21 protein-coding genes are annotated in these 21,585 nt (G+C 33.0%); 11 read left to right on the forward strand and 10 right to left on the reverse strand.

Translation table 11 applies throughout. From position 1 onward, the window contains the following. Positions 1–3 precede the first annotated feature (3 nt). From ABZA65_RS07825 to dnaK, 3 genes are all read left to right on the forward strand, one after another. Positions 4–2,097: a hypothetical protein gene (locus tag ABZA65_RS07825; protein WP_373072383.1), complete on the forward strand. Its 2,094-nt coding sequence runs from the start codon at positions 4–6 to the stop codon at positions 2,095–2,097. Between the two features lie 134 nt (positions 2,098–2,231). Beyond that, entirely contained in the window at positions 2,232–2,786 is a 555-nt protein-coding gene (gene grpE, locus ABZA65_RS07830; protein WP_373072385.1) for a nucleotide exchange factor GrpE, read from the forward strand. A 97-nt stretch (positions 2,787–2,883) separates the two neighbouring features. Next, on the forward strand, positions 2,884–4,776 hold the full coding sequence (gene dnaK / locus ABZA65_RS07835; RefSeq protein WP_373072387.1) for a molecular chaperone DnaK: 1,893 nt from the start codon (positions 2,884–2,886) through the stop codon (positions 4,774–4,776). 25 nt (positions 4,777–4,801) lie between these two features. On the opposite strand, the gene ABZA65_RS07840 is transcribed toward dnaK, so the two are convergent. Further along, a complete protein-coding gene (locus ABZA65_RS07840; RefSeq protein WP_373072389.1) occupies positions 4,802–5,866 on the reverse strand; it encodes an HD-GYP domain-containing protein in 1,065 nt (354 codons plus the stop codon). Positions 5,867–6,078: 212 nt separating this feature from the next. Here ABZA65_RS07840 and ABZA65_RS07845 point away from each other — a divergent pair, with 212 nt between their 5' ends. Beyond that, positions 6,079–7,092, forward strand: a complete 1,014-nt coding sequence (locus ABZA65_RS07845) for a cytochrome-c peroxidase (RefSeq protein WP_373072391.1) — start codon at positions 6,079–6,081, stop codon at positions 7,090–7,092. Here the strand turns inward: ABZA65_RS07845 and folP are convergent. From folP to ABZA65_RS07875, 6 genes are all read right to left on the reverse strand, one after another. Further along, a complete protein-coding gene (folP, locus tag ABZA65_RS07850) occupies positions 7,089–8,228 on the reverse strand; it encodes a dihydropteroate synthase (RefSeq protein ID WP_373072393.1) in 1,140 nt (379 codons plus the stop codon). The genes ABZA65_RS07845 and folP overlap by 4 nt on opposite strands. Then, the gene (locus ABZA65_RS07855) at positions 8,218–8,826 is read right to left on the reverse strand and encodes a DNA polymerase III subunit delta' (RefSeq protein WP_373072395.1); all 609 of its coding nucleotides are present in this window, start codon (positions 8,824–8,826) and stop codon (positions 8,218–8,220) included. Before ABZA65_RS07855 ends, folP begins: the two co-directional genes overlap by 11 nt. Then, on the reverse strand, positions 8,813–9,370 hold the full coding sequence (locus tag ABZA65_RS07860) for a HobA family DNA replication regulator (protein ID WP_373072397.1): 558 nt from the start codon (positions 9,368–9,370) through the stop codon (positions 8,813–8,815). The genes ABZA65_RS07855 and ABZA65_RS07860 overlap by 14 nt, the downstream gene beginning before the upstream one ends. Before the next feature lie 4 nt (positions 9,371–9,374). Continuing rightward, positions 9,375–10,586 (reverse strand): aspartate kinase, encoded by a 1,212-nt coding sequence (locus ABZA65_RS07865; RefSeq protein ID WP_373072399.1) that lies wholly within the window; start codon positions 10,584–10,586, stop codon positions 9,375–9,377. Next, complete coding sequence (locus ABZA65_RS07870; RefSeq protein WP_373072401.1) at positions 10,587–11,057, reverse strand: RNA pyrophosphohydrolase; 471 nt, start codon at positions 11,055–11,057, stop codon at positions 10,587–10,589. A gap of 70 nt (positions 11,058–11,127) precedes the next feature. Next, positions 11,128–13,287 carry an EAL domain-containing protein gene (locus tag ABZA65_RS07875; protein WP_373072403.1) on the reverse strand — a complete coding sequence of 720 codons (2,160 nt, stop codon included), beginning with the start codon at positions 13,285–13,287 and terminating at the stop codon, positions 11,128–11,130. 57 nt (positions 13,288–13,344) lie between these two features. On the opposite strand from ABZA65_RS07875, the gene hemW reads away from it, so the two are divergent. From hemW to queA, 4 genes are all read left to right on the forward strand, one after another. Then, on the forward strand, positions 13,345–14,397 hold the full coding sequence (gene hemW / locus ABZA65_RS07880; RefSeq protein WP_373072405.1) for a radical SAM family heme chaperone HemW: 1,053 nt from the start codon (positions 13,345–13,347) through the stop codon (positions 14,395–14,397). A gap of 67 nt (positions 14,398–14,464) precedes the next feature. After that, on the forward strand, positions 14,465–14,866 hold the full coding sequence (tatB, locus tag ABZA65_RS07885) for a Sec-independent protein translocase protein TatB (RefSeq protein WP_373072407.1): 402 nt from the start codon (positions 14,465–14,467) through the stop codon (positions 14,864–14,866). Continuing rightward, a complete protein-coding gene (gene tatC / locus ABZA65_RS07890) occupies positions 14,859–15,668 on the forward strand; it encodes a twin-arginine translocase subunit TatC (protein ID WP_373072409.1) in 810 nt (269 codons plus the stop codon). The genes tatB and tatC overlap by 8 nt, the downstream gene beginning before the upstream one ends. Then, complete coding sequence (gene queA / locus ABZA65_RS07895; RefSeq protein ID WP_373072528.1) at positions 15,665–16,687, forward strand: tRNA preQ1(34) S-adenosylmethionine ribosyltransferase-isomerase QueA; 1,023 nt, start codon at positions 15,665–15,667, stop codon at positions 16,685–16,687. The genes tatC and queA overlap by 4 nt, the downstream gene beginning before the upstream one ends. Here the strand turns inward: queA and ABZA65_RS07900 are convergent. Together ABZA65_RS07900 and ABZA65_RS07905 are read right to left on the reverse strand one after the other, a co-directional pair. Continuing rightward, positions 16,671–17,453 carry a DNA-processing protein DprA gene (locus tag ABZA65_RS07900; RefSeq protein ID WP_373072411.1) on the reverse strand — a complete coding sequence of 261 codons (783 nt, stop codon included), beginning with the start codon at positions 17,451–17,453 and terminating at the stop codon, positions 16,671–16,673. The two genes, queA and ABZA65_RS07900, sit on opposite strands and share 17 nt — an antisense overlap. After that, a complete protein-coding gene (locus ABZA65_RS07905; RefSeq protein ID WP_373072413.1) occupies positions 17,453–18,463 on the reverse strand; it encodes a divergent polysaccharide deacetylase family protein in 1,011 nt (336 codons plus the stop codon). Before ABZA65_RS07905 ends, ABZA65_RS07900 begins: the two co-directional genes overlap by 1 nt. 244 nt (positions 18,464–18,707) lie before the next feature. Between ABZA65_RS07905 and rpsF the strand changes: the two genes are divergently transcribed. Genes rpsF through rpsR form a run of 3 tightly spaced genes read left to right on the forward strand, consistent with a single transcriptional unit; the run spans position 18,708 to position 20,012 of the window. Then, positions 18,708–19,106, forward strand: a complete 399-nt coding sequence (rpsF, locus tag ABZA65_RS07910) for a 30S ribosomal protein S6 (protein ID WP_373072415.1) — start codon at positions 18,708–18,710, stop codon at positions 19,104–19,106. 42 nt (positions 19,107–19,148) lie between these two features. Continuing rightward, entirely contained in the window at positions 19,149–19,724 is a 576-nt protein-coding gene (locus tag ABZA65_RS07915; protein ID WP_373072417.1) for a single-stranded DNA-binding protein, read from the forward strand. A gap of 24 nt (positions 19,725–19,748) precedes the next feature. Further along, positions 19,749–20,012: a 30S ribosomal protein S18 gene (gene rpsR / locus ABZA65_RS07920; RefSeq protein WP_373072419.1), complete on the forward strand. Its 264-nt coding sequence runs from the start codon at positions 19,749–19,751 to the stop codon at positions 20,010–20,012. A 31-nt stretch (positions 20,013–20,043) separates the two neighbouring features. Here the strand turns inward: rpsR and ABZA65_RS07925 are convergent, their stop codons facing one another. Continuing rightward, positions 20,044–21,318, reverse strand: a complete 1,275-nt coding sequence (locus ABZA65_RS07925) for an HD-GYP domain-containing protein (RefSeq protein WP_373072421.1) — start codon at positions 21,316–21,318, stop codon at positions 20,044–20,046. Positions 21,319–21,585 lie beyond the last annotated feature (267 nt).

Here is a 21,585-nt window from a genome sequence, read left to right on the forward strand (position 1 = left end):
AATATGTACTACAATATACCAAATGTCAACAGATACATTAACACAATCATTAGGTTTAGAAAACTAATCATTTTGATGTTTTCACTATTAGCAATTACCGGTGCAATATTTGTACAACCAAAATTTCTAAGCTCAGACGAGCTTTTTTGGCTTAACGATTCCTCAGAGTTCCAAAGGACGAAAAATCAAAACTACCAAACATACAGACAGTCTAAACTTATTGTCAGCATAAAAAACTTTGATGAGAATGCTTTAAGCGAGTTGCGAAAGTTACACAAAAACCTTCTTGAAGTAGAAGGTGTACAAAAGGTTTCTTCTTTATTTAGCAACGATTTTGTTTGTAATAAAAACAATGAAAACCCCTCAGGTCTGGTAGTTGTATTAAATTCAAATCAAATAGATACACTAAAATTAAAAAAGCTGGTCAAACTAGAACACAATAGCTACTCTAACATTGTTGATAAAGACTTCAAAACATTTTACTACTATATAAATGCAACGCAAAAATTAGATCTCTCCAGTATTAAGATTCCAGGAGAATTTGTTTATCTAGACAAAATAAGTGACATAGACTGGAATGGACTGTTTATATTTGCTTTAATATTCGTAGTTATTATAACTATATTATTTAGAATCCTATTTAGAAATTATATCGCTGCAATAAGCGCTATAATTTTTTTAACTATATCTACAATTTTGACATTTACAACGATCATTTTACTAACAGACATATACACTATTCATATTACAATGCCGTTTATTACAGTTACTATTGGACTTGTTGAATTTTTATATTTTTATTACAGATGGCATGTATCTCAATATAGTACAAATAAACTGACTGCACTTAGAAAAATGGTAAACAGAAATATGACACCGGCCATTTGGACCTCTATTTTAACTCTACTTGGACTTGGAAGTTTAGTTTTTATAGATTCGGACATAATCAAGCTTTTAAGTCTGAGTCTAATAATATCTTCTTTTACCAGTTATATACTTAACCTTACACTTTTACCTGCACTTCTAAGTTTTTTTAAGCTTGAGCATACACATGTGCAATATGCAAAACTAAGTTATATGCTAACATCAAGTGAACTCCATTATAATAAAAATTTTCTATACATTTTTTTAGCCGGGACTTATCTGCTTGCTGCAATCGGGGTTTTTTCAATTTTATCAAAATCACACAACTTTTTCTCACTTCAAGTACAAAATGAACAGATTGAACTAAAGATACCTTACGAAAAAATAGATCCTGAATTTATACTTTCAGTCAAAAAATTTACTGATGAGCTTCAAAATAAATTTGAAGATGAAGTAAGTGAAGTGTACTCTATAGTTTCACTTATAGAAGAACTTAATGAAGCTTCTTCTAAAGCTGAAGATATAAATGAAGAGGCTATTTTGCAAGCTTTATTTTACATGGACTTATATGATCTTAATGAAAAATATTTTGATGAAAATGCACTGAATATCACTGTTGATCTTTTTGATATTAATAAACTCGAATTACTTGAGTGGCTAAAAAATTATAAAAATATGGAGCTTTATTTTTTAGATAAAAACTCCTTGCTTAGTATTGCTAAATACGACCAGGCCATATTACTTGCCTCGTCACTGCTCTTTGCCCTTTTAATTATAGGAACTATTATAGCTTGGATTTTCCGCTCTTATAAAATGGCATTTGTTGCTTTTACCACAAATGCTATTCCTATCATTTGGTTTGGGTTATTTATAACTCTTTTCAATATTCCATTAAGTTTGGAGATGCTTATAGCAATGACTATATCAGTTGGACTTGCTTCAGATGCAACTATACATTTTGCTTACAAGTATTTTCGTTTGCGATACTTTGGAAGAAGTCTAAAACACACTTTAGACAAACTCTTCTTTTATGCAGCAGTACCTGTATTTATAGGTTCTGTAGTTTTAATAAGTGTTTTTGCATCACTATACTTCTCTCAAATACAATCATTACAACTCATCGGACTCTATAGTGCTATACTTATTAGTATCTCCTTAGTTACAGATCTACTGATACTTCCTGTAATGCTTTTATTTGTAGATAAGTTTGATACGAAGGAACAAAGTCCTTAAAATATGAGGGTTTTAGATACTTTAGTCATATAGACTCAATTAGATTGAATTATCTTATTTAGATTGAACTTGACATTGTTACACTCATATGTCATAATGTTGTTATCTTTTGAATAAGGAGCAATTTAACAATTATGTCTAAAGAAGAAATAAAAGAAGAAGAGATTCAACAAGAATCTCAAGAAAATGAAGAAACATCTGAAGAGCTAGAGGCTTCTGAAGATGCTCCAATGAGTGAACTTGAAGCTGTTCAAAAAGAACTAGCAGAACTTAAAGACACTTATGCACGTGTTCATGCCGATTTTGAAAATATCAAAAAAAGACTTGAGCGTGAAAAATATACAGCTGTGGAATATGCAAACGAAAAATTTGCAAAAGATATGATTCCTGTTATGGATGCACTTGACGGTGCTATGAAATCAGTTGAGAGCGATGCCGATAAAGCTGAACTTTTTGATAAATTAAAAGAGGGTATCGAGTTAACACATAAACAATTTTTGACTCAACTTGAAAAACATGGTGTGACAATTGTTGCTCATGATGAACCGTTTGATCCTAACATCCATAATGCAATCCAGAGTATGGATTCTGATGAAGTTGAAAGTGGACAAATTGTTCAAACTTTCCAAACAGGTTACAAGTATAAAAATCGTCCGCTTCGTGAAGCGATGGTTGTAGTAGCAAATTAAGATGTGCCACTTAAGTGGCAGAACTGATTTTCATATAACGGTAAAATTTCTCCGTTATATAAACAAATTTTAAAAATAAAAACTAAAAGGATATAAAATGAGTAAAGTAATAGGTATAGATTTAGGAACAACAAACTCTTGTGTAGCTGTTTATGAAGGTGGTGAAGCTAAAGTTATCCCAAATGCAGAGGGTAAAAACACAACTCCTTCAGTTGTAGCATTTACAGATAAAGGTGAAACACTAGTTGGTGATCCTGCAAAACGTCAAGCTATCACAAACCCTGAGAAGACTATCACTTCTATTAAAAGAATTATGGGTCTTATGATGAATGAGGAAAATGCTAAAGAGGCACATGATAAAGTAACATACAACATCGTAGATAAAGACGGTATGGCTGCAGTTGACGTTGCTGGTACAGTTTACACTCCTCAAGAGATCTCGGCTAAAATTCTTTCTAAACTAAAAGAAGATGCTGAAAACTATATCGGTTCAACTGTAACTGATGCAGTTATTACAGTTCCTGCATATTTCAATGATGCACAACGTAAAGCTACTAAAGATGCAGGTACTATCGCTGGTCTTAACGTACTACGTATTATCAATGAGCCAACTGCATCTGCACTAGCTTATGGTTTAGAATCTAAAAGTGAAGAAAACGTATTAGTATACGACCTTGGTGGTGGTACATTCGACGTTACAACATTAGAGATCTCTGATGGAACTTTTGAAGTTCTTTCAACTGATGGTAACGCATTCCTAGGTGGTGACGACTTCGATAATAAAATCGTTGACTTCTTAAATGCTGAGTTCAAAAACTCTCACGGTATTGAGCTTAAAAATGACAAAATGGCACTTCAACGTCTAAAAGACGCTGCTGAAAATGCTAAAAAAGAGTTAAGTTCTTCTACTGAAACTGAGATCAACTTACCGTTTATCACTATGACAGAAGCTGGTCCACAACACTTAGTTGTAAAACTAACTCGTGCTAAGTTTGAAGGTATGATTGCATCTTTAATTGATGAGACTATCTCTCATATTAAAACTGCTATGAGTGAAGCTGATCTAAGTAACGATGAGATCAAAGAGATCATCATGGTTGGTGGTTCTACTCGTGTACCTGCTGCTCAAGAAGCTGTATCTAAATTCTTCGGTGGTAAAAAACTTAACAAAGGTGTAAACCCTGACGAAGTTGTTGCTGCTGGTGCTGCTATTCAAGGTGGTGTTTTACGTGGTGATGTTAAAGACGTTCTTTTACTAGACGTTACTCCATTATCACTTGGTATTGAGACTTTAGGTGGTGTTGCTACTAAAATTATTGAAAAAGGTACAACTATCCCAGTTAAAAAATCTCAAGTTTTCTCAACTGCTGAAGACAACCAACCAGCTGTTTCAATCTCAGTTGTTCAAGGTGAGCGTGAGTTTGCAAAAGACAATAAATCATTAGGTTTATTTGAACTTGGTGATATCCCTGCAGCTCCACGTGGTGTTCCACAGATCGAAGTTACATTTGATATCGATGCAAATGGTATCTTAACTGTAAGTTCAACTGATAAAGGTACTGGAAAATCTCAGTCTATCACAATCAGCGGTTCATCTGGATTAAGTGAAGAAGAGATCAACAAAATGGTTCAAGATGCAGAAGAGAATAAAGCTGCTGATGAAGAGAGAAAAGCATTAGTTGATCTTAAAAACCAAGCAGATGCACTTATCGCTCAAGTTGAAAAAACTATGACTGATATGGGTGACAAAGTTGATGCTGAAGAGAAAGCTAAAATTGAGACTGCAATAACTGAACTTAAAGATGTTCTAAAAGATGAAAATGCTACTAAAGAGCAAATCGAAGAGAAAGTTAAAGCACTTACAGAAGCTAGCCACAAAGTAACTGAAGAGATGTACAAACAACAAGCTGGTGGTGAGCAAGCTCAAGGTGCTGCTGATCAAGCTAAAAAGAAAGATGACGATGATGTTATCGACGCTGAGATAGAGTAATTTTACTCTCTCTCAACTCCCCATATTAAAACAATCCAAAAAACTTCTTTTTCCTTTTTAAATTTACTTTTTCCAATTCAATCTGATAAATTTCCAAAAAATCTTCCAAATTATTAAAAAACAGATCAATCAATTTAGGATCAAAATGTTTCCCTCTCATATCCTTTAAATGATCTAAAACTTTTTGTATATGCCAACTCTCTTTGTAAGAGCGTCTAAATAATAGTGCATCAAATACATCTGCAATAGCTACAATACGACCGTATATATGTATATCACTAGCTTTTAAACCATGAGGATATCCTGTTCCATCATATTTTTCATGATGCTGCTCACATACAATAGATGCTGTTTTAAATAAAGGAAGTTCACTTTTTCCAAGCATATCAGCACCAGCTTTTGCATGCTTGTTCATCTCTTTGCGTTCTTTTTTATTTAAGATGCCATTTTTATGAAGTATTGAATCACTAATGCTCAGCTTACCTATGTCATGCATATAAGCAGCATGTTTTAATCTTATAGCTTCATACTTTTTTAGACCGTATAATAGTCCAAGTTTGTATGCAAATTCACCGACTCTTCTTACATGTTTTTGTGTTTCAATTGAATGCCCCTCGGCAATTCCACCAAGCGTATACATAAGCTTTACCTGAGTTTCCATACTCTCTTTTGTTTTTTGCACAACTTTTTGTTCAAGATTTTTTTCATAATCTTTTAGTTTTAAATGTGTTTTTACTCTGGCAATGAGTTCTTCTTTAAAAAAAGGCTTTTTTATATAATCCACACCACCTGCATCGTAGGCTATTTTTAAACTTTCTTTATCGTCACTTCCTGTGATAAATATGACGGGAATAGAAGCAGTGTTAGGTTCTATTTTTAAATATCTGCATGTATCTATACCATTTATCTTAGGCATCATGACATCTAAAAGTATCAGATCAAACTTTTCTTTTTCCACCAGTTTTAATGCACTTATACCATCATGTACATATTCTGTTCTAAACCCCTCTTTTTCAAGCATAGATTTAACTATTAAAACATTTTGCTGCACATCATCAACAATTAAAATTTTATAATTTTCGTTTTTCATTTAACTTTTTTAAATATTAATTTTTTTAATATTATAAAAAGATATATTAAAATAAATTAAATTACAAAGATATATTAAAATAAATTAAATTACAAAGATTTTTTAATAACATATTATTAGAGATTAGTGGTAAATTCTAGTAAAAAATAATTATTATCCTTTAAGACTAGATACCTTATAATTCAATAAAATAAAACACATAAGGTAGAAAAATGAAAATATTAGCTTTAACAGTTGTTAGTGCATCACTTTTAATGGCCTCTCCATTAGCTAAACAAGCTACAGATGCTGGTTTAAAACCAATCCCTAATGATAAAAATGAGTTACAAAAGCTTATTGATAATCCAAAAAATCCAATCACTGCTATGAAAGTTGAACTTGGTAAAAAACTATATTTCGATCCTCGTTTATCAAAAAGTAATCTAATCAGCTGTAACACATGTCATAACCTTGCAACGGGTGGAACTGATGGTGTAAGTGCTGCAATTGGTCATAAATGGACAGCTAATCCTCATCACCTAAACTCTCCAACTGTTTACAATGCAGTATTTTTCTCTGCACAGTTCTGGGATGGTCGTGATCCTGACTTAGAAAAACAAGCGCAGGGACCTATCCAGGCTCATCCGGAAATGGCAGCTACAAAAGAGCATGTTGTAAATACAGTTACATCTATGCCTCAATATGTAGGTGAATTCAAAGCAGCTTACGGTGATGATGTAAAAATCGACTTTGAAAAAGTAACTGACACTATCGCTACGTTTGAGCGTACACTTGTTACTCCATCAAGATTTGATGCATTTTTAAACGGTAATGCATCGGCACTAAGTCAAGCTGAAAAAGATGGTCTTAAGACATTTATTGACAAAGGTTGTACAACTTGTCACAACGGTGTAGGAATCGGACAAGATATGAATGCTTTTGAAGTTACTGCACAATACAAACACCGTAACCTAGGTGATTTTAAAGGTGATGCAAACGGCATGGTAAAAGTACCTACTTTAAGAAACATCGTAGAAACAGCTCCATATTTTCATAACGGTGCTATCTGGGATCTAAAAGAAGCGGTAATTGAGATGGGTAGAATCCAACTTGGATTAGACATTACTGATGCTGAGGCAGAATCAATTGTAACTTTCTTAAAATCTTTAACTGGTAAAAAACCAAACGTTTTATACCCTGAGCTTCCAGCACGTACTGCAAGCACTCCTAAACCAAGCGCTGACTAAGCGTTTAGAGCCTTATGCACAGCTAAAGCCTGTGCATGCTCTTTTACATCGTGAACTCTTATAACTTCGGCTCCGTTTCTAACTGACTCCATATGAATCTCTAAAGTACCAGGTAAACGCTCTGCTATTTCACAAGGGTATATCTTATCGATCATAGATTTTCTTGAAGCTCCAACTAGCAATGGCTTATCTAAACTCAAAAAGTGACCGAGGTTTTTAATCAAAGATATGTTGTGCTGTAATGTTTTTCCAAAACCTATCCCTACATCTAAAACTATATCTTTTACTCCAAAGCTCTGTGCTTTTTCTATTCTCTCTTGGAAAAAATTATACACTTCATCTAGAAGATCATCGTATACAGGATTTGCCTGCATAGTTTGAGGATTGCCTTGCATATGCATAATTATAGCCTGAGCATCATAACCAGCAACAAGTCTACATACCTCATCATTTGCAAGGCCTGTAATATCATTGATTATTTTAAACCCAGAATCTAAAGCTCTTTTTACAACTTCAGGCTCATAAGTGTCCGCACTGAACTTTACACGTTCATAGAGTTTATGCTCATATATGAGTTTATAGATTCCTTCTATTCGAGATAGTTCCTCTTCTACACTTACTACCTTAGAATTCGGTGCAGAACTAACAGCACCTATATCTATACTTGAAGCACCGTCTTCTATCATCTTCTCAATTCTACTAAGTGCATCACTTTCACTAAAACGGCTGCTTTTAAAAAAGCTGTCATCATTTGCATTGATAACACCCATTATCTCTACATTTTTTGGCTTATTAATATTAATAATATCCGATAATTTTTTTGCCAATTCTTTTAAACCAAACGGTTGAGCCAACTCTTTTTTTGCCAGTGTTTGCAGCTGTCTTGTTGTTGCTATTAGCAGACAATCAACTGTTGGTGTTTTTGCTAGAACAGTACCACGAGGTACTGCTAGATCAGCCCCTGCACTTAGAGCATCTTGTTTTAATATATTTGCAGCACCGACATGAAGATCTTTTATATATATGATATTCATTTGTGATTTTGCAGATAATATATTTACACCGCCTGAATCAACACCTATTTCGCTAAGTAGTTTTTTTATATTCGTATTACTGTTTAGTTTCTCAAGATGCATGAATAAATCCCATTAATAAAAGTGAAAGAACACTTTGTGGTCTTGAATTAAGCTCTAATAACCTATAAGCCTTATCAAAATTATTTAGCTGCGATTCATTTAATATAAGCTTATCAATTACCGTAGCTCTGTGATATATTGCTTGTACAAGCTCTTTTGCTTCCATTTTGGAGATTCTTGCATTTGTTTTTAGAAATGTAAATACTTCTCCGTAATCTAATTTGGATAAGTTCATATCAAAGTTTATACTCTCATGAGAGATCTCACCACTTATTACAGGTAAACGTGAACGAACAGTAGGTAAGAGGTTTGATTTTGTAGGTGAGATAATTATAAATTCTATATTTCTAGGCGGTTCTTCTAAAAGTTTTAAAAGCGAGTTTTGAGCTTCAATTCCAAAACTCTTTGAACCTAGTATTAAATACTTAGTTTTTTCTTCGCTTATATAAGCTTCTCTTACAACTGCTTTTGCATGTTCAAGTTTAAAAGCATCTTCAACAAAGCCTATTACTCTATTTGGTTGAAGTTCTTGTTTAAACTTTTCAAATTCTTTATTAATATCCGTAGATATTAATATATGAGAGTTAACTTGTGACATCTACCTCTCCAAACATTGCACCGTTTAAAGAGAGATCAAATAATCGATAAACTTGAAGTAGTTTAATATCGAGGTGTGCGTCATAACTTTTTAGATTAAAACTGTTTGCATAATCTTCATCAAAAATCCAAAAGTAGCTATTGTCTTTTCTTTTAGCAATATCGGAACGCTTATTATTTCCAGCTCCTATATACCAAAAGAAATACTCCCTTTTTAATGAGATGTTTACCATATCTTCTATGATATCTATCATATCTCCACCGCTAATATTGTTAAAGTGAGGATAAAGTGAATCTATACTTACAATTGGTACAGGCGGACGTTCAAGTCTATCCGGATTGATAGAGCTTAAAATATATTCTTGTAACCACTTTCTTTTTTCATCAGTTATAAGAACTATTGTTTTCCCGTTTAAGATCTGCTCTAATGCTAAAGCAGTAGCAGGTGTCCACTCAAATCTAAGCTCTTCTAACCACGAAAAAGTTGCACCTTCTGCGCGGATAGTATCTAAACTCCATTGAGCAAAGTCTGCGATTTCTTCCATTTGATTACTTATCTAACTCATATGCTTCGTGAAGACCACGAACAGCAAGTTCTGCATATTTTTCATCTATAACCATAGATATTTTAATCTCTGAAGTTGAGATCATGTTGATGTTTATATTGTTAGCAGCCATAGTTTGAAATGCTTTTGCAGCCACACCAGCGTGAGATTTCATACCAACACCTACAACTGAAACTTTACAGATATTTTCATTATAAACATCATTTTCTAAGTCACCCTCTTTTAAAAACTCTGCTACTACCTCTTTTGCATCTAAAAGATCACCTTTTGGAACTGTAAAGTCAATGTTTGTTATCTCACCGTGTGCACGGTTTTGAATAATCATATCTACATTTACTTCAGCCTTAGCTAGTTTTGTAAATATATCTGAAGCGATACCTGGTCTGTCACTTACACCTATTAAAGATATACGAGCTTGATTTTTATCTAAAGCTATTCCACTTACTAATGGTTTTTCCATAATATTTTCTTCCTTAGTTATTAAAGTTCCCTCTTCATCTGAGAAGCTTGTTCTTGTTACAAGATTTACATTTAATTTTTTTGCTAGTTCAACTGAACGGTTTTGAAGAACTTTTGCACCAAGTGATGCAAGTTCCAACATCTCATCATAAGATATCTTTTCAAGCTTTTTAGCTTTTGGTTCAATTCTTGGATCAGTTGTAAAAATACCGCTTACATCGGTATAAATTTCACAAAGATCAGCTTCAAGTGCACCTGCTATTGCTACGGCTGAAAGATCACTTCCACCACGTCCCAGTGTAGTTACATCACCGTTTTCATTTACACCCTGAAAACCTGCAACAACTACAATTTTTCCTTCTTTAAGACTTGTATTCATTACAGCAGGATCTATCTCTTCAATACGTGCTTTTGTATGTAGGTTATCTGTTAAAATCCCAGCTTTTCTACCAGTCATCGCACACGCTTTATAACCCATCTCTTGAAGTGCAATTGAAAGTAGTGATGCAGTTACACGCTCACCTGAACTTAAAAGCATATCCATTTCCGGTTTACTAGGGTTTTGTGAGAAATGTTCTGCATAACCTACAAGTTTATTTGTCTCACCACTCATAGCTGAAACTACAACTACTACGTCATGACCCTCATCTTTAGTTTTTGCAACACGGTTGGCTACGTTTTGGATTCTGTCTAAGTCACCAACACTAGTTCCGCCAAATTTTTGTACTATTAACATCTACAAATAGTCCTCATCTTTAAAATATTTAATAACTTTCTCATATACATCTTTTTTAAATGATGCACTAAGACCAAGTACATCATCAACACCTACGAATTTATAGTCGCTAAATTCAGGGTGCTTTGTATTTATATCGATACGAGCTTTTTTCTTTAGCTTGACTAAAAAATATCTTTGTTTCTGCCCTATCCATGGCTTCATGTTTTTGGCAATCTTTTCAGGGAAATCGTATCTTAACCACTCAGGATATTCAGCTATGATCTTCACCTCGTCAGTTCCGATCTCTTCTTCTAGTTCACGAAAAAGTGCTTCTTTTACCTCTTCACCTTCATCAATTCCACCTTGAGGGAACTGCCAAACATCAGACAAGTCATTTCTTTGAGCTATAAAAATCTCTTTTTTGTCAGGATAGTTATTAGATACAACTATCATAGCTACATTGGGACGATATAAATCTTTTTTACTCATATATATGCGCTTTATTTTTTAGGGGATTATACAAAAAAAGCAATTAAAACTATATTATAAAATTTATATACTATATTTGGTCATATAATAAACCAAGTTCTGCCGGACTTTTTGGCTCAGAATAATAGTAACCTTGAGAAAAATCTATACCAAGTTCTTTAACTTTGTCTGCTATATCTTTTGTACTTACAAATTCCGCTATCGTTTTCATTTTTGCACCTTTTGCAAAATTAAGAATTGATTTTACGACATTCAAAACATTTTCATCTGTATTTAGTTTTTCTATCAAAGAACCATCAAGCTTTATATAGTCTATATTTAATAAAAGTACATTTGTAAAGTTCGAATATCCGGAGCCAAAGTCATCAATAGATATATTACATCCATATTCTTTTACCATTAAAATAAACTCTTCTACAACTTTATAGTCTTTAATCTCTTCAGACTCTAATATTTCAAAAGTTACACCGCTTCCGCCGTATTTGTCAAGTCTGTTTTTTATATACTTTATCATATCTTTAGATACCAGGTTTTCATAGGTTACATTTATAGTAACATTTATATTATTTTTAGAATAAATGTTAAACACTTTTTGCATCATCTGACGGGAGAATGCTTCAAAAGATTTATCTTCACGAGATGATTCTAAAAAATAGTACGGAGATATAACCTCATCATCACTTATAATTCTAGCCAGCGCTTCATACTTTATGATTCCACCAGTTTCACTATCTACTATTGGTTGAAAATAAGGCTCTATAGAACCGTCTATTAAAGCTTTTTTATAAACCTTCATTCTATTTATAGAATCTACCTCTTTAGATACGGCATCAAGAGTATCTATATATTCTAAAAAGCTTACTTTTCTAAGAAGTGCTTCTTGTAAAACTACATCTGCATTATGTAAAATATTTTTTATACCATACGCAATGCCTGCAGTAAAAGTAACTATAGGCGCATCGCTCTCATCAAATGAAGATGATATAATCATCGTATCTTCTAAAACAGAATATCTAATTAAAGAAAGATACTTATCAAAAAGCTTCTCATTTGTAACTACTATTGCGAATTCTTGAAGATTCAGACTATAAAGAGTGGCATCACGATCAAGCAAAATACTTTGAAGTTCGTCCACTTTTGATGCTACTATCTCACTTACTCCGTTAATTCCATATACGGTTTTTAATAAATTTATATGATTTAATCTAAGAAGTATGATCATAGAACGTTTTTCAATTTTTATAAGATCGTTGATCAACACCTCACGGTTTGGAAGTATAGATATCGAATTATCAGACTTGTTTTTCTTTTTGTTGTCTAAATTCTCTACATCAAAAACAACTTGATTTTTTCCATTTTTCTTAGCTTTTTCAAGGTTGTATTCTGCTATATCTACTACCTCTGAAGAGCTAACATTTTGAAGCACTGTATCTATGCTTACAGCACCACCAGATATAGTTAAAACATCAGACACGTCACTAGAATCGTGTTCTATGTTTAATATTTTTATAGACTCATAAACGCTATCTACAAGTGCCCTTAGATAACCTGCATTTTGATTTGTCACTATTATTGCAAACTCTTCACCCCTAAACCTAAAAACAGGGTTTGTCTTAACGTACTTGTTGTTTTTTAAAGCATAAGCAACTCTTTTTATAGCTTTATCACCTGCCATAACACCATATGTAGTGTTATATAGTTCTAAGCAGTCAATATCAAATAAAACTATAGAAAAAATCTGTTTTGATTTTATCGCACGAAACAACTCTTTTTTGATATATACGTCAAAATAATTTCTGTTATAAAATCCTGTTAGCTGATCTGTAATAGACAACTCTTGAAGCTTCTTCTGCGGTGTAGTGTCATTTAAAATACACATATAAGCAACTTTTCTTCTTTGCTCATCATAAAGAGGGCTAATAACTATTTTTGCCCAAAAAACTTCGCTATTTTTCTTTTTACTTTTTATTTCCCCATTAAAAGTAAAACCGCTTTTTAGTGTAGTTTTTATTTCATTAATAAGCTCATCATTATCATATTTACTTATTAAAAAACTATATTTTTGATTTCTTATCTCTTTATCTTTATAGTCTAAAAAATCCAAAAAAGCTTTTGAAATATCAATTATATTTCCCTTTGCGTCTAATATACAAGTAAACACATTCTTATCAATAAGAGAATTTTTTTGGTCCTGCATAGCAAGACTTTTATGTAAACTACTTACAGACATCAATCCCCTTAACTTTTTATTCATATTTTATCATAAAAACAAGATATAATGCTATCTATGCTCTATATACATATCCCGTTTTGCGATTCAAAATGCTCTTACTGCGCCTTTAATTCCTATGTTGACAAGTACTATTTAAAAAAGGAATATATGGATGCACTTTTGGTACAACTTGAATATGAATTTAAAAGATTTAATACCAAAAAGAACTCTATAAAAACACTTTTTATAGGTGGCGGTACACCTTCAACTATAAGTCCTAAACTTTATACACCACTATTTGAAAAAATAAAACCATATCTTGCTAAAGATGCTGAAATAACAAGTGAAGCCAATCCAAATTCAGCAACATATGAGTGGCTTGAGGGAATGATGTTTCTTGGTGTTAATAGACTTAGTTTTGGAGTTCAGAGTTTTAGTGATGAAAAACTAAAACTTCTAAACCGTGCACATAATTCAAAGCAAGCCAAAGAAGCTATCATAATGGCAAAAGAGATAGGCTTTGAGCATATCTCACTTGATCTAATCTATGCAACCGATGGTGATTCAAAAGAGCTTTTACAAAACGATATAGATGAAGCTTTTAAGCTACCAATTGATCATCTTAGTGCTTATGCACTGACTATTGAAGAAGGTACTGCTTTTGAGACTAAACCGCAAATGTCAAAAGAGGATCTTGAACTGACATCTTGGCTGTTTAATGAGATTAAAAAATACGGCTTTGATCAATACGAGATCAGTAATTTCGGAACTTATAAAAGCAAACATAATTTGGGTTATTGGGAATACAAAGATTATATAGGTCTTGGTTGTGGAGCTGTGGGAAAAAAAGACAACAAAAGATTTTATCCTTCAAGCGATATAGAATCATACATAAAAAATCCGCTAGATATCCAAACAGAAACTTTGAGTGAAGATGATATAAAAATAGAGAAAATATTTTTAGGTTTAAGATCGATTGTGGGTGTAAATAAAAATATTTTAGATGAACATGAACTCTCACGTGCAAAAATACTAGTAGATGAAAAAAAACTTATACTTAAAAATGACATATTTTATAACCATGACTATCTTTTGAGTGATGAGATCGCGCTTTTTCTAACTTCATAGATAAATTTAATCATTCTTTAGATAAAATCTCAAATTATTAATTTTAAATTTTTTTTGAAGGTTTTATATGTTTGGAATGGGTTTTACAGAGATACTCATAATAGCTGTTATAGCAATACTCTTTTTAGGTCCAGATAAACTTCCATCAGCTATGGTAGAAGTTGCAAAGTTTTTTAGAAATGCAAAAAGAACTATAGGCAGTGTTAAAGATTCATTAGAAGAAGAGATGAATGTAAAAGATCTAAAAGAGGAAGCACTTTCATACAAGAAAGAACTAATGGATGCATCACACCAGTTAGAAAAAGCTACGGACACATCTCAAATAGGTGCAAAATTTGCAGATCTTGGAAATGACATACTAGATGACGAGCCAAAAGAAAAAAAGAAAAAGAAAGAAAGCGTAAAAGCTGAAAAAGTTACCTTTGAGAAAAAAAAGAAAAAGACAATAGAAGAAGATAGCGATGTTTGAAGATTTAAAACCACACTTAGTAGAGCTTAGAAAAAGACTTGGAATATCTGTAGGTAGCTTAATAGTTATGTTTTTCGTGATGTTTTACTTTCACGAACCAATATTAGAATGGATGATTGAACCTCTAAACCAAGCCCTTATAGAGGTTGGTAAGAAATCTGTACATGCTGCTGATGGTATGGTTACAACGACTCAGGTTGGTGGGGCATTCTTCGTAGCACTAAAAGTAGCATTTTTTGCAGGGATCTTAGGTGCACTGCCTATCATACTTGCTCAAATCTGGATGTTCATAGCACCAGGGCTTTATGCAAACGAGAAAAAAATGTTGATCCCGTTTATTTTAGGTGGGTCTATTATGTTCGGTGTTGGTGTATTGTTTGCCTACTATATAGTTACACCTTTTGGTTTTGACTTTTTGATCACATTTGGTTCATTTAAATTTACCCCGCTTATCAACATAGAAGACTATATTGGCTTTTTTACAAAGATCATGTTTGGTTTTGGTATAGCGTTTGAGCTTCCAATCTTTGCATACTTTTTAGCACTTCTTGGTATGGTAAATGACCGTCAGATGTCGGAATTTTTCAAATACGCAATTATCATTATTTTTATAGTTGCAGCACTTTTAACGCCTCCTGATGTTTTAACCCAGCTTCTAATGGCAGGACCGTTAATTGTTCTTTACGGTTTTTCCATCTTAATAGTTAAACTTGTAAACCCTGCTCCAAAAGAGGAAGAAGAGGATGATGATGAAGAGGTTGAATCATTAAGTGAAATACTTGGTTTAGAGGATAAAAAATAGACCCGCTTCTAACTTCCAGCTATGACTTTCATCTTCCGGATGAGCTCATAGCAACCCACCCTGCAAGCCCAAGGGATCATGCTAAACTTTTAGTGTATGATAGAAAAACCGACAAAATAACTCATGCACATTTTTATGATCTTGAAAAGTATATACCGAAAAACTGCGCTTTAATATTTAACGACACAAAAGTAATAAAAGCAAGACTATATGGCCATAAACCGAGTGGAGGCAAAATAGAGCTTCTTATAAACCGTCCGCTTGATGCATACAGTGTAAATGTATATATTCGCGGAAAAGTCAAGCCAGATACTGAGATATTATTTGATGATGCTTTAATTGCGAAGGTTGTAAAACTTGAAGATGATGGAAGCCGTATAGTAGAGTTTTATCAAAATTCTGAAAAACTGCGTTTTGAAGACTTGCTTCCAATCATTGACACAATAGGTCATGTTCCACTTCCACCATATATAAACCGCGAAGATGATAAGAGTGATGAAGATGAATACCAAAGTGTTTTTGCTTCAAACGAAGGTGCTGTAGCAGCTCCAACAGCATCTCTTCACTTCACTCCCCAGCAGCATAAACGTGTATGTGAAAATCATAAACATGCTTATGTAACTCTTCATGTAGGAAGCGGAACTTTTAAGCCTGTAGATGCAGAAATAATAACTGATCATCCAATGCACTCAGAATACTATGATATCTCAGATGAGGCCAAAGAGATACTAGACTCTGATATAGAAGTTTTGAGTGTTGGTACTACTTCAACAAGGACTATCGAGTACTATGCTAAACACGGAAAAGTTCAACGCGGGGAAGCAAACCTGTTTTTACATCCAAACAATAAACCAAGCCGTGTAAATCATTTGCTGACGAATTTTCACTTACCAAAATCAACACTTTTAATGCTTGTAGCCTCTTTTGTAGGTGTTGAAAAAACATTAGAACTTTATGAAGAAGCTATTAAAAACAAGTATCGCTTTTACTCTTACGGCGATGCTATGTTAATACTCTAACACTTCCATCTTTTATAACTATCTCACCTGAAAGTTCAGCTTCAAAAATACGCACGGGATATTTTGCAACTGCATCTTCATAACTAGGATTTGTTGAACAATATTTTAAAAAATCATCACTTACTATCTCTTTGGCAGATTTAGCATCTGGATATAAAGAATATATAAAACTGTCTATATCTGTAATAAGCTTAGCCTTAGAGTTTTGAAGCAGTTTATTTGTAGCATTACTCTCCCCTATTCTATGTGGAAGTACATATATATCTTTACCCATCTCTAAAGCAAACTCTACACTTCTCATAGTTCCGCTTCCTTCATCTGCCTCACCGACGATCAGAGCATCACCTAAAGCTACAACGACTTCGTTTCTTAAAACAAAACTATATGGACGAGATTTTTCACCTACATCAAATTGTGACAATAGTAATCCATTTTCAGCTATATCATTTAAAAGGTTTTTATTTACACTTGGATAACGCAGATCTATACCACACGGTAGTACAGATATTGTGTTATTTGCACCAGCACCTTGATGTGCTATAGCATCAATTCCCATTGCACCACCGCTAACTACGCATATACCTGCATTTGATAGTTTTGAAGCCAAGTTTGAAATTTGTGTTTTGGAATATTTTAAAGGGCGTCTGCTACCCACAATGGAGATTTTCGGTCTTTTTAAAAGTTCAAGATTCCCATCATAAAAAAGCTTCTCTGGATATTTTTTCATATCCTCTAGCTCTTTTATTTTGGTATCTAAAATCGGCATTAGTATATCCTGTTGACTCTTACCAAATCTACTTCACGCAGTAGTTCTTTTGATTCTTTTATGGCAAGCAGAGTGTTTTTATGAGGATGTCCAATTGCTATTGCAGTGCCGTGTTCTTTTGCTATTTTTATAGCTCTTTTTATTTGTGATTTTACATAATTTTTGTCAGAATGGTGATCCAAAAATACATCGCGCCCTATATATTTCATACCGTAATTTTTCATAACTTTAGGAACTTTTGTATCTGCAATAGTACGTGAATCTATAAAGTTTATATTGTTTTTTTTCAACTCATATATTAATTTATTTACAGCACGCTCATTTGATGTAAATTTACTTCCTGTGTGGTTATTTATATATCTTACTTTTGGAAATAGCTCTTTTAGTTTTTGAATTCTGTTAGATATTTTATCTTGAGAATCATCTACTCTTAGGGTAAAGGGTTCTTCCTTTGTAAAACTCATAGCTTCCATCGGCAAATGCACCATATAAAAACTCTCATTTTGAGCTAATTTTGCGGAATTTGGTCTATGTTTTGAAGGTGGTAAAAAACTCATTGTTAAAGGCAAATTTAAATTTTTAATAGCTTCAACCTGACTTCTAACAGACACATCATCTAAAATAATTGCTAACTTTGGTTTTTGATCTGGACTAACTATTTTTATCTTTTCTCTTACAGGTGGTTTTGCAAGTTTATTAGGATCATATTCATGTCTGGCATCGAGATCTTCTTCTTTTTTTTGTGGAGCTTCTTTTAAAACCTCTTTTAACCTTGTATTTACACTTTTCTTATCTTCTTTACTTGCATCTTCAAGTTTTTTTAAAACCGCCAAACGCTTTTTCTCTTTTGAACTCATCTGCTCTTTTGCTTGGCTTTGTGCATCATTAAAACCTAAATAATAGCCTATAGCAAGTGATGCCAAAATTACCGTCACAAATGCTAATGTCCAAGCAATATAAGTCAGCAAATGTGAACTTGTTTTACTTTTTTTCTGTTTTCTTTTTGTCATTTATCTCTATCTATTTTTTAGTATTTTAAAACTATATCAAAATTGCACCAACATTTATATAAATATTGCAAATTGACATATTCAAGCATAAGCTAGATTGTTATCATCATAGTTCTTTAAGTATAGTTAGATATAATTGCGAGTTCCTTTCTCTTTGTATCATAAAAATTTGTGATATATTTTATAACCGAAAGGGAAACTAAAAAGCCTTATAAAGGCAGATTCCAAGAGGAGACTATAGTCTATGAGAAATTACGAAAACTTAGTAATCGTAAAACCAACATTAACAGCAGAAGAGATTCAAGAAAGCCTAAAAGCTATCCAAGAAGTAATCACTTCTAACGGTGGCGAAATAGCTACAACTGATGATATGGGAATGAGAAAATTAGCATACCCAATTGAAAAACAAGAACGTGGATTTTTCCAAGTTATTTATTATTCAGCAGAGCCTTCAGCAATCTCTGAAATCGAGAGAAGATTCCGTTTAAATGAAGAACTACTTCGTTTTGTTACTATCAAATATGATACTAACCGTGAAGTTACTGCATGGAATGAAATGGTAAAAAAAGCTCAAGGTAAAGCTTCTGCACCAAAAGTAGAAGAAGCACCAAAAGCTGAAGAAACTGAAGCAGCAGCAGAGTAATAAGTAGCTTTATTTATAAAGCATTAATTAAAAAGGAAACTCATGTTTAACAAAGTTATTTTAGTCGGAAACTTAACACGCGATATTGAGCTTAGATACTCACAAGGCGGTATGGGTATTGCAAACACTGCAATAGCTACTAGCCGTAAGTATACAAGCAACGGTGAAAAAAAAGAGGAAGTATGTTTTGTAGACATCACTTTTTTTGCACGTTCAGCTGAAATAGCTAATCAATATCTTCGTAAAGGGAGTAAAATCCTAGTTGAAGGTAGACTTAACTTTGACCAATGGGTAGATCAAAACGGACAAAAAAGAAGCAAGCACTCTGTTGTAGTTGAAACTATGCAGATGTTAGATAGCAAAGGTGATAATCCAAGTGCTAATGCATATCCTCAAGATAATGCACCTAGCCAAGCTTATCAAGCACCTCAGCAGCAACAAGCTCAAAGCTATCAAGCACCTCAGCAACAACAGCAAAGTTACGGTCAGCCACAGCAACAACAAAGCTATGGTCAACCTGCTCAGCAACAAAACTATGGACAGCAACAGCACCAACAAATACCAAATGCTAACCAAGTTCCTGAGATCGACATCGACGAAGATGAGATTCCGTTTTAGAAAAATATAAATTAAGGATAAATCATGGCAGAAAGAAGAAAGTACAAAAAAAGATATTGTAAATACTGTGAAGCAAAAGTTGACTTCATCGATTATAAAGATGTAGCAGGTCTACGTTTTTCACTATCTGAGAGATATAAAATCATGCCTCGTCGTTTAACAGGTAACTGTAAACGTCACCAAGACATGGTATCTACAGTAATCAAAAGAGCTCGTGCTGCAGCATTAGTTCCATATACTGTAACTCGTAAAGCAGTTGTAACTGCACCTTTCGAAAACCTAAAATAGGTTTTTACCCCTTCCCTTTCTGGGGAAGATTCTAAAAAGAAAAGAGTGGTATTTCACTCTCTTTATTTTCAACAGCATTACCAATAGCTATATCGAAACATTTTTTACTATTTTGCTTAGCTATAGATACAACATCTTTATCAAGTTTCCCACTATCAACAAATTCATCTAAAATAGAAATAATTTTATCTAAATCCATACCATCTCTATATGGCCTGTTTTGCGCGAGTGCCTGAAATATATCTGCTACTGCTATAACTCTTGCTTCTATACTTAAATCTTTTTTACTTGGATGAAAAGGATACCCGTTTCCATTTAAGCCCTCATGGTGGAATGCTGCCCAGCTAGCTATATCATCTAAACCTTTTATATGACGTAGTATCTCAAATGTTTCATAACTATGCTGATCCATAATTGATCGTTCTGCATTTGTAAGTTTTCCAGGTTTTTCTAAAATGTTATCAGGTGTTCTAAGTTTTCCTATGTCGTGTAAAAAACCTGCTATTTCAATTTTTTCACATTGCTCAGAATTAAGACCGTAACACTTAGCTATATATTTTGACAAGCAGCCTACTCTTGAGGAATGTTGTGCTGTAAAAGGACTTTTCTGATCCACTATATAAGCCATTATGAGAGACAACTGTTTTAATTGTTTTAAACTTAGTGAACTTTCCGTATCGAATAATCCCATATCCCATGTATATCTTGTAATATGTCTATCTTCAAGTGCTATCCAAAAAGCTTCTGATTTTTCTACCTCTATAAATGCATCAATAAACGCAGGGTCAAAATATTTTTCGCTGTAATCTTTTATAGATTTTAAGATTGTGTCTCTAGCAAGTAATATATCTGAACCATAATGACTGGCTGCAGTTACATCTATTCTATCTGCTAAGAAAATAAGATTTGCCATTTTTGCATCTTTTGGGTCTATGTCTAAGTTCTTAAGTTCTTCAAACGGTGTGTGATGATATAGTATGGGCGTAGCAAATTTTGATAATGGCTCGAAATTTTTTAAAAGTTTATAACCTATTTCACAATGTATATGTGCATCTTCCCAATCAAAGTGATTTACCAAGTTACTATGCATCTGTTCAGTTGATACACCGCAATCATGTAATAAACCAAGTTCAAATATATAGTGTATATCTTTATCACTATATCCTAATTTATTAGCTAACTGGGTTGCTATAAAACCAACTCTTTTTCCATGGTTGGTATCATTCATACCTACTAAATCTACAGCTGTTTCAATTGCTAAAACCATCTGTCTAAGATCTATATTTAACTCTATTTGCTTGTTCACTTTAATACCTTCAATAGAACTTGTAAATATAATATTTTAATCATACATTTATAAACTTAAACCATTTATAACTTTTAAATTAAGTATTTGTTCTTTTTTAATCATTTTTTGTAACTTATTTGTTTCTTTTTGGTATCATATATGAAATAATACTTTTGTATTATTCATCCACTAAATAAAAAAAGGGAGTGGTTATGATTAAGACAGAAAAGAATGAAATGATTGTTTCTAAAACAAAGTTGGGTTTTGTAGATTGGTTTATGATAT

The organism is Sulfurimonas sp. (genome assembly GCF_041583195.1).
Taxonomy (GTDB): domain Bacteria; phylum Campylobacterota; class Campylobacteria; order Campylobacterales; family Sulfurimonadaceae; genus Sulfurimonas.

What these genes read in the sequence shown, in the direction of transcription:
- ABZA65_RS07905 (WP_373072413.1), bottom strand. Translation starts at nt 18,463, where the DNA reads ATGACAAAAAGAAAACAGAAAAAAAGTAAAACAAGTTCACATTTGCTG.
- ABZA65_RS07845 (WP_373072391.1), top strand. Translation starts at nt 6,079, where the DNA reads ATGAAAATATTAGCTTTAACAGTTGTTAGTGCATCACTTTTAATGGCC.
- dnaK (WP_373072387.1), top strand. Translation starts at nt 2,884, where the DNA reads ATGAGTAAAGTAATAGGTATAGATTTAGGAACAACAAACTCTTGTGTA.
- ABZA65_RS07840 (WP_373072389.1), bottom strand. Translation starts at nt 5,866, where the DNA reads ATGAAAAACGAAAATTATAAAATTTTAATTGTTGATGATGTGCAGCAA.
- ABZA65_RS07860 (WP_373072397.1), bottom strand. Translation starts at nt 9,370, where the DNA reads ATGGAAGAAATCGCAGACTTTGCTCAATGGAGTTTAGATACTATCCGC.
- rpsR (WP_373072419.1), top strand. Translation starts at nt 19,749, where the DNA reads ATGGCAGAAAGAAGAAAGTACAAAAAAAGATATTGTAAATACTGTGAA.
- ABZA65_RS07870 (WP_373072401.1), bottom strand. Translation starts at nt 11,057, where the DNA reads ATGAGTAAAAAAGATTTATATCGTCCCAATGTAGCTATGATAGTTGTA.
- tatC (WP_373072409.1), top strand. Translation starts at nt 14,859, where the DNA reads ATGTTTGAAGATTTAAAACCACACTTAGTAGAGCTTAGAAAAAGACTT.
- tatB (WP_373072407.1), top strand. Translation starts at nt 14,465, where the DNA reads ATGTTTGGAATGGGTTTTACAGAGATACTCATAATAGCTGTTATAGCA.
- ABZA65_RS07875 (WP_373072403.1), bottom strand. Translation starts at nt 13,287, where the DNA reads ATGTCTGTAAGTAGTTTACATAAAAGTCTTGCTATGCAGGACCAAAAA.
- ABZA65_RS07855 (WP_373072395.1), bottom strand. Translation starts at nt 8,826, where the DNA reads ATGTCACAAGTTAACTCTCATATATTAATATCTACGGATATTAATAAA.
- folP (WP_373072393.1), bottom strand. Translation starts at nt 8,228, where the DNA reads ATGCATCTTGAGAAACTAAACAGTAATACGAATATAAAAAAACTACTT.
- ABZA65_RS07915 (WP_373072417.1), top strand. Translation starts at nt 19,149, where the DNA reads ATGTTTAACAAAGTTATTTTAGTCGGAAACTTAACACGCGATATTGAG.
- ABZA65_RS07865 (WP_373072399.1), bottom strand. Translation starts at nt 10,586, where the DNA reads ATGTTAATAGTACAAAAATTTGGCGGAACTAGTGTTGGTGACTTAGAC.
- rpsF (WP_373072415.1), top strand. Translation starts at nt 18,708, where the DNA reads ATGAGAAATTACGAAAACTTAGTAATCGTAAAACCAACATTAACAGCA.
- hemW (WP_373072405.1), top strand. Translation starts at nt 13,345, where the DNA reads ATGCTCTATATACATATCCCGTTTTGCGATTCAAAATGCTCTTACTGC.
- ABZA65_RS07900 (WP_373072411.1), bottom strand. Translation starts at nt 17,453, where the DNA reads ATGCCGATTTTAGATACCAAAATAAAAGAGCTAGAGGATATGAAAAAA.
- ABZA65_RS07825 (WP_373072383.1), top strand. Translation starts at nt 4, where the DNA reads ATGTACTACAATATACCAAATGTCAACAGATACATTAACACAATCATT.
- grpE (WP_373072385.1), top strand. Translation starts at nt 2,232, where the DNA reads ATGTCTAAAGAAGAAATAAAAGAAGAAGAGATTCAACAAGAATCTCAA.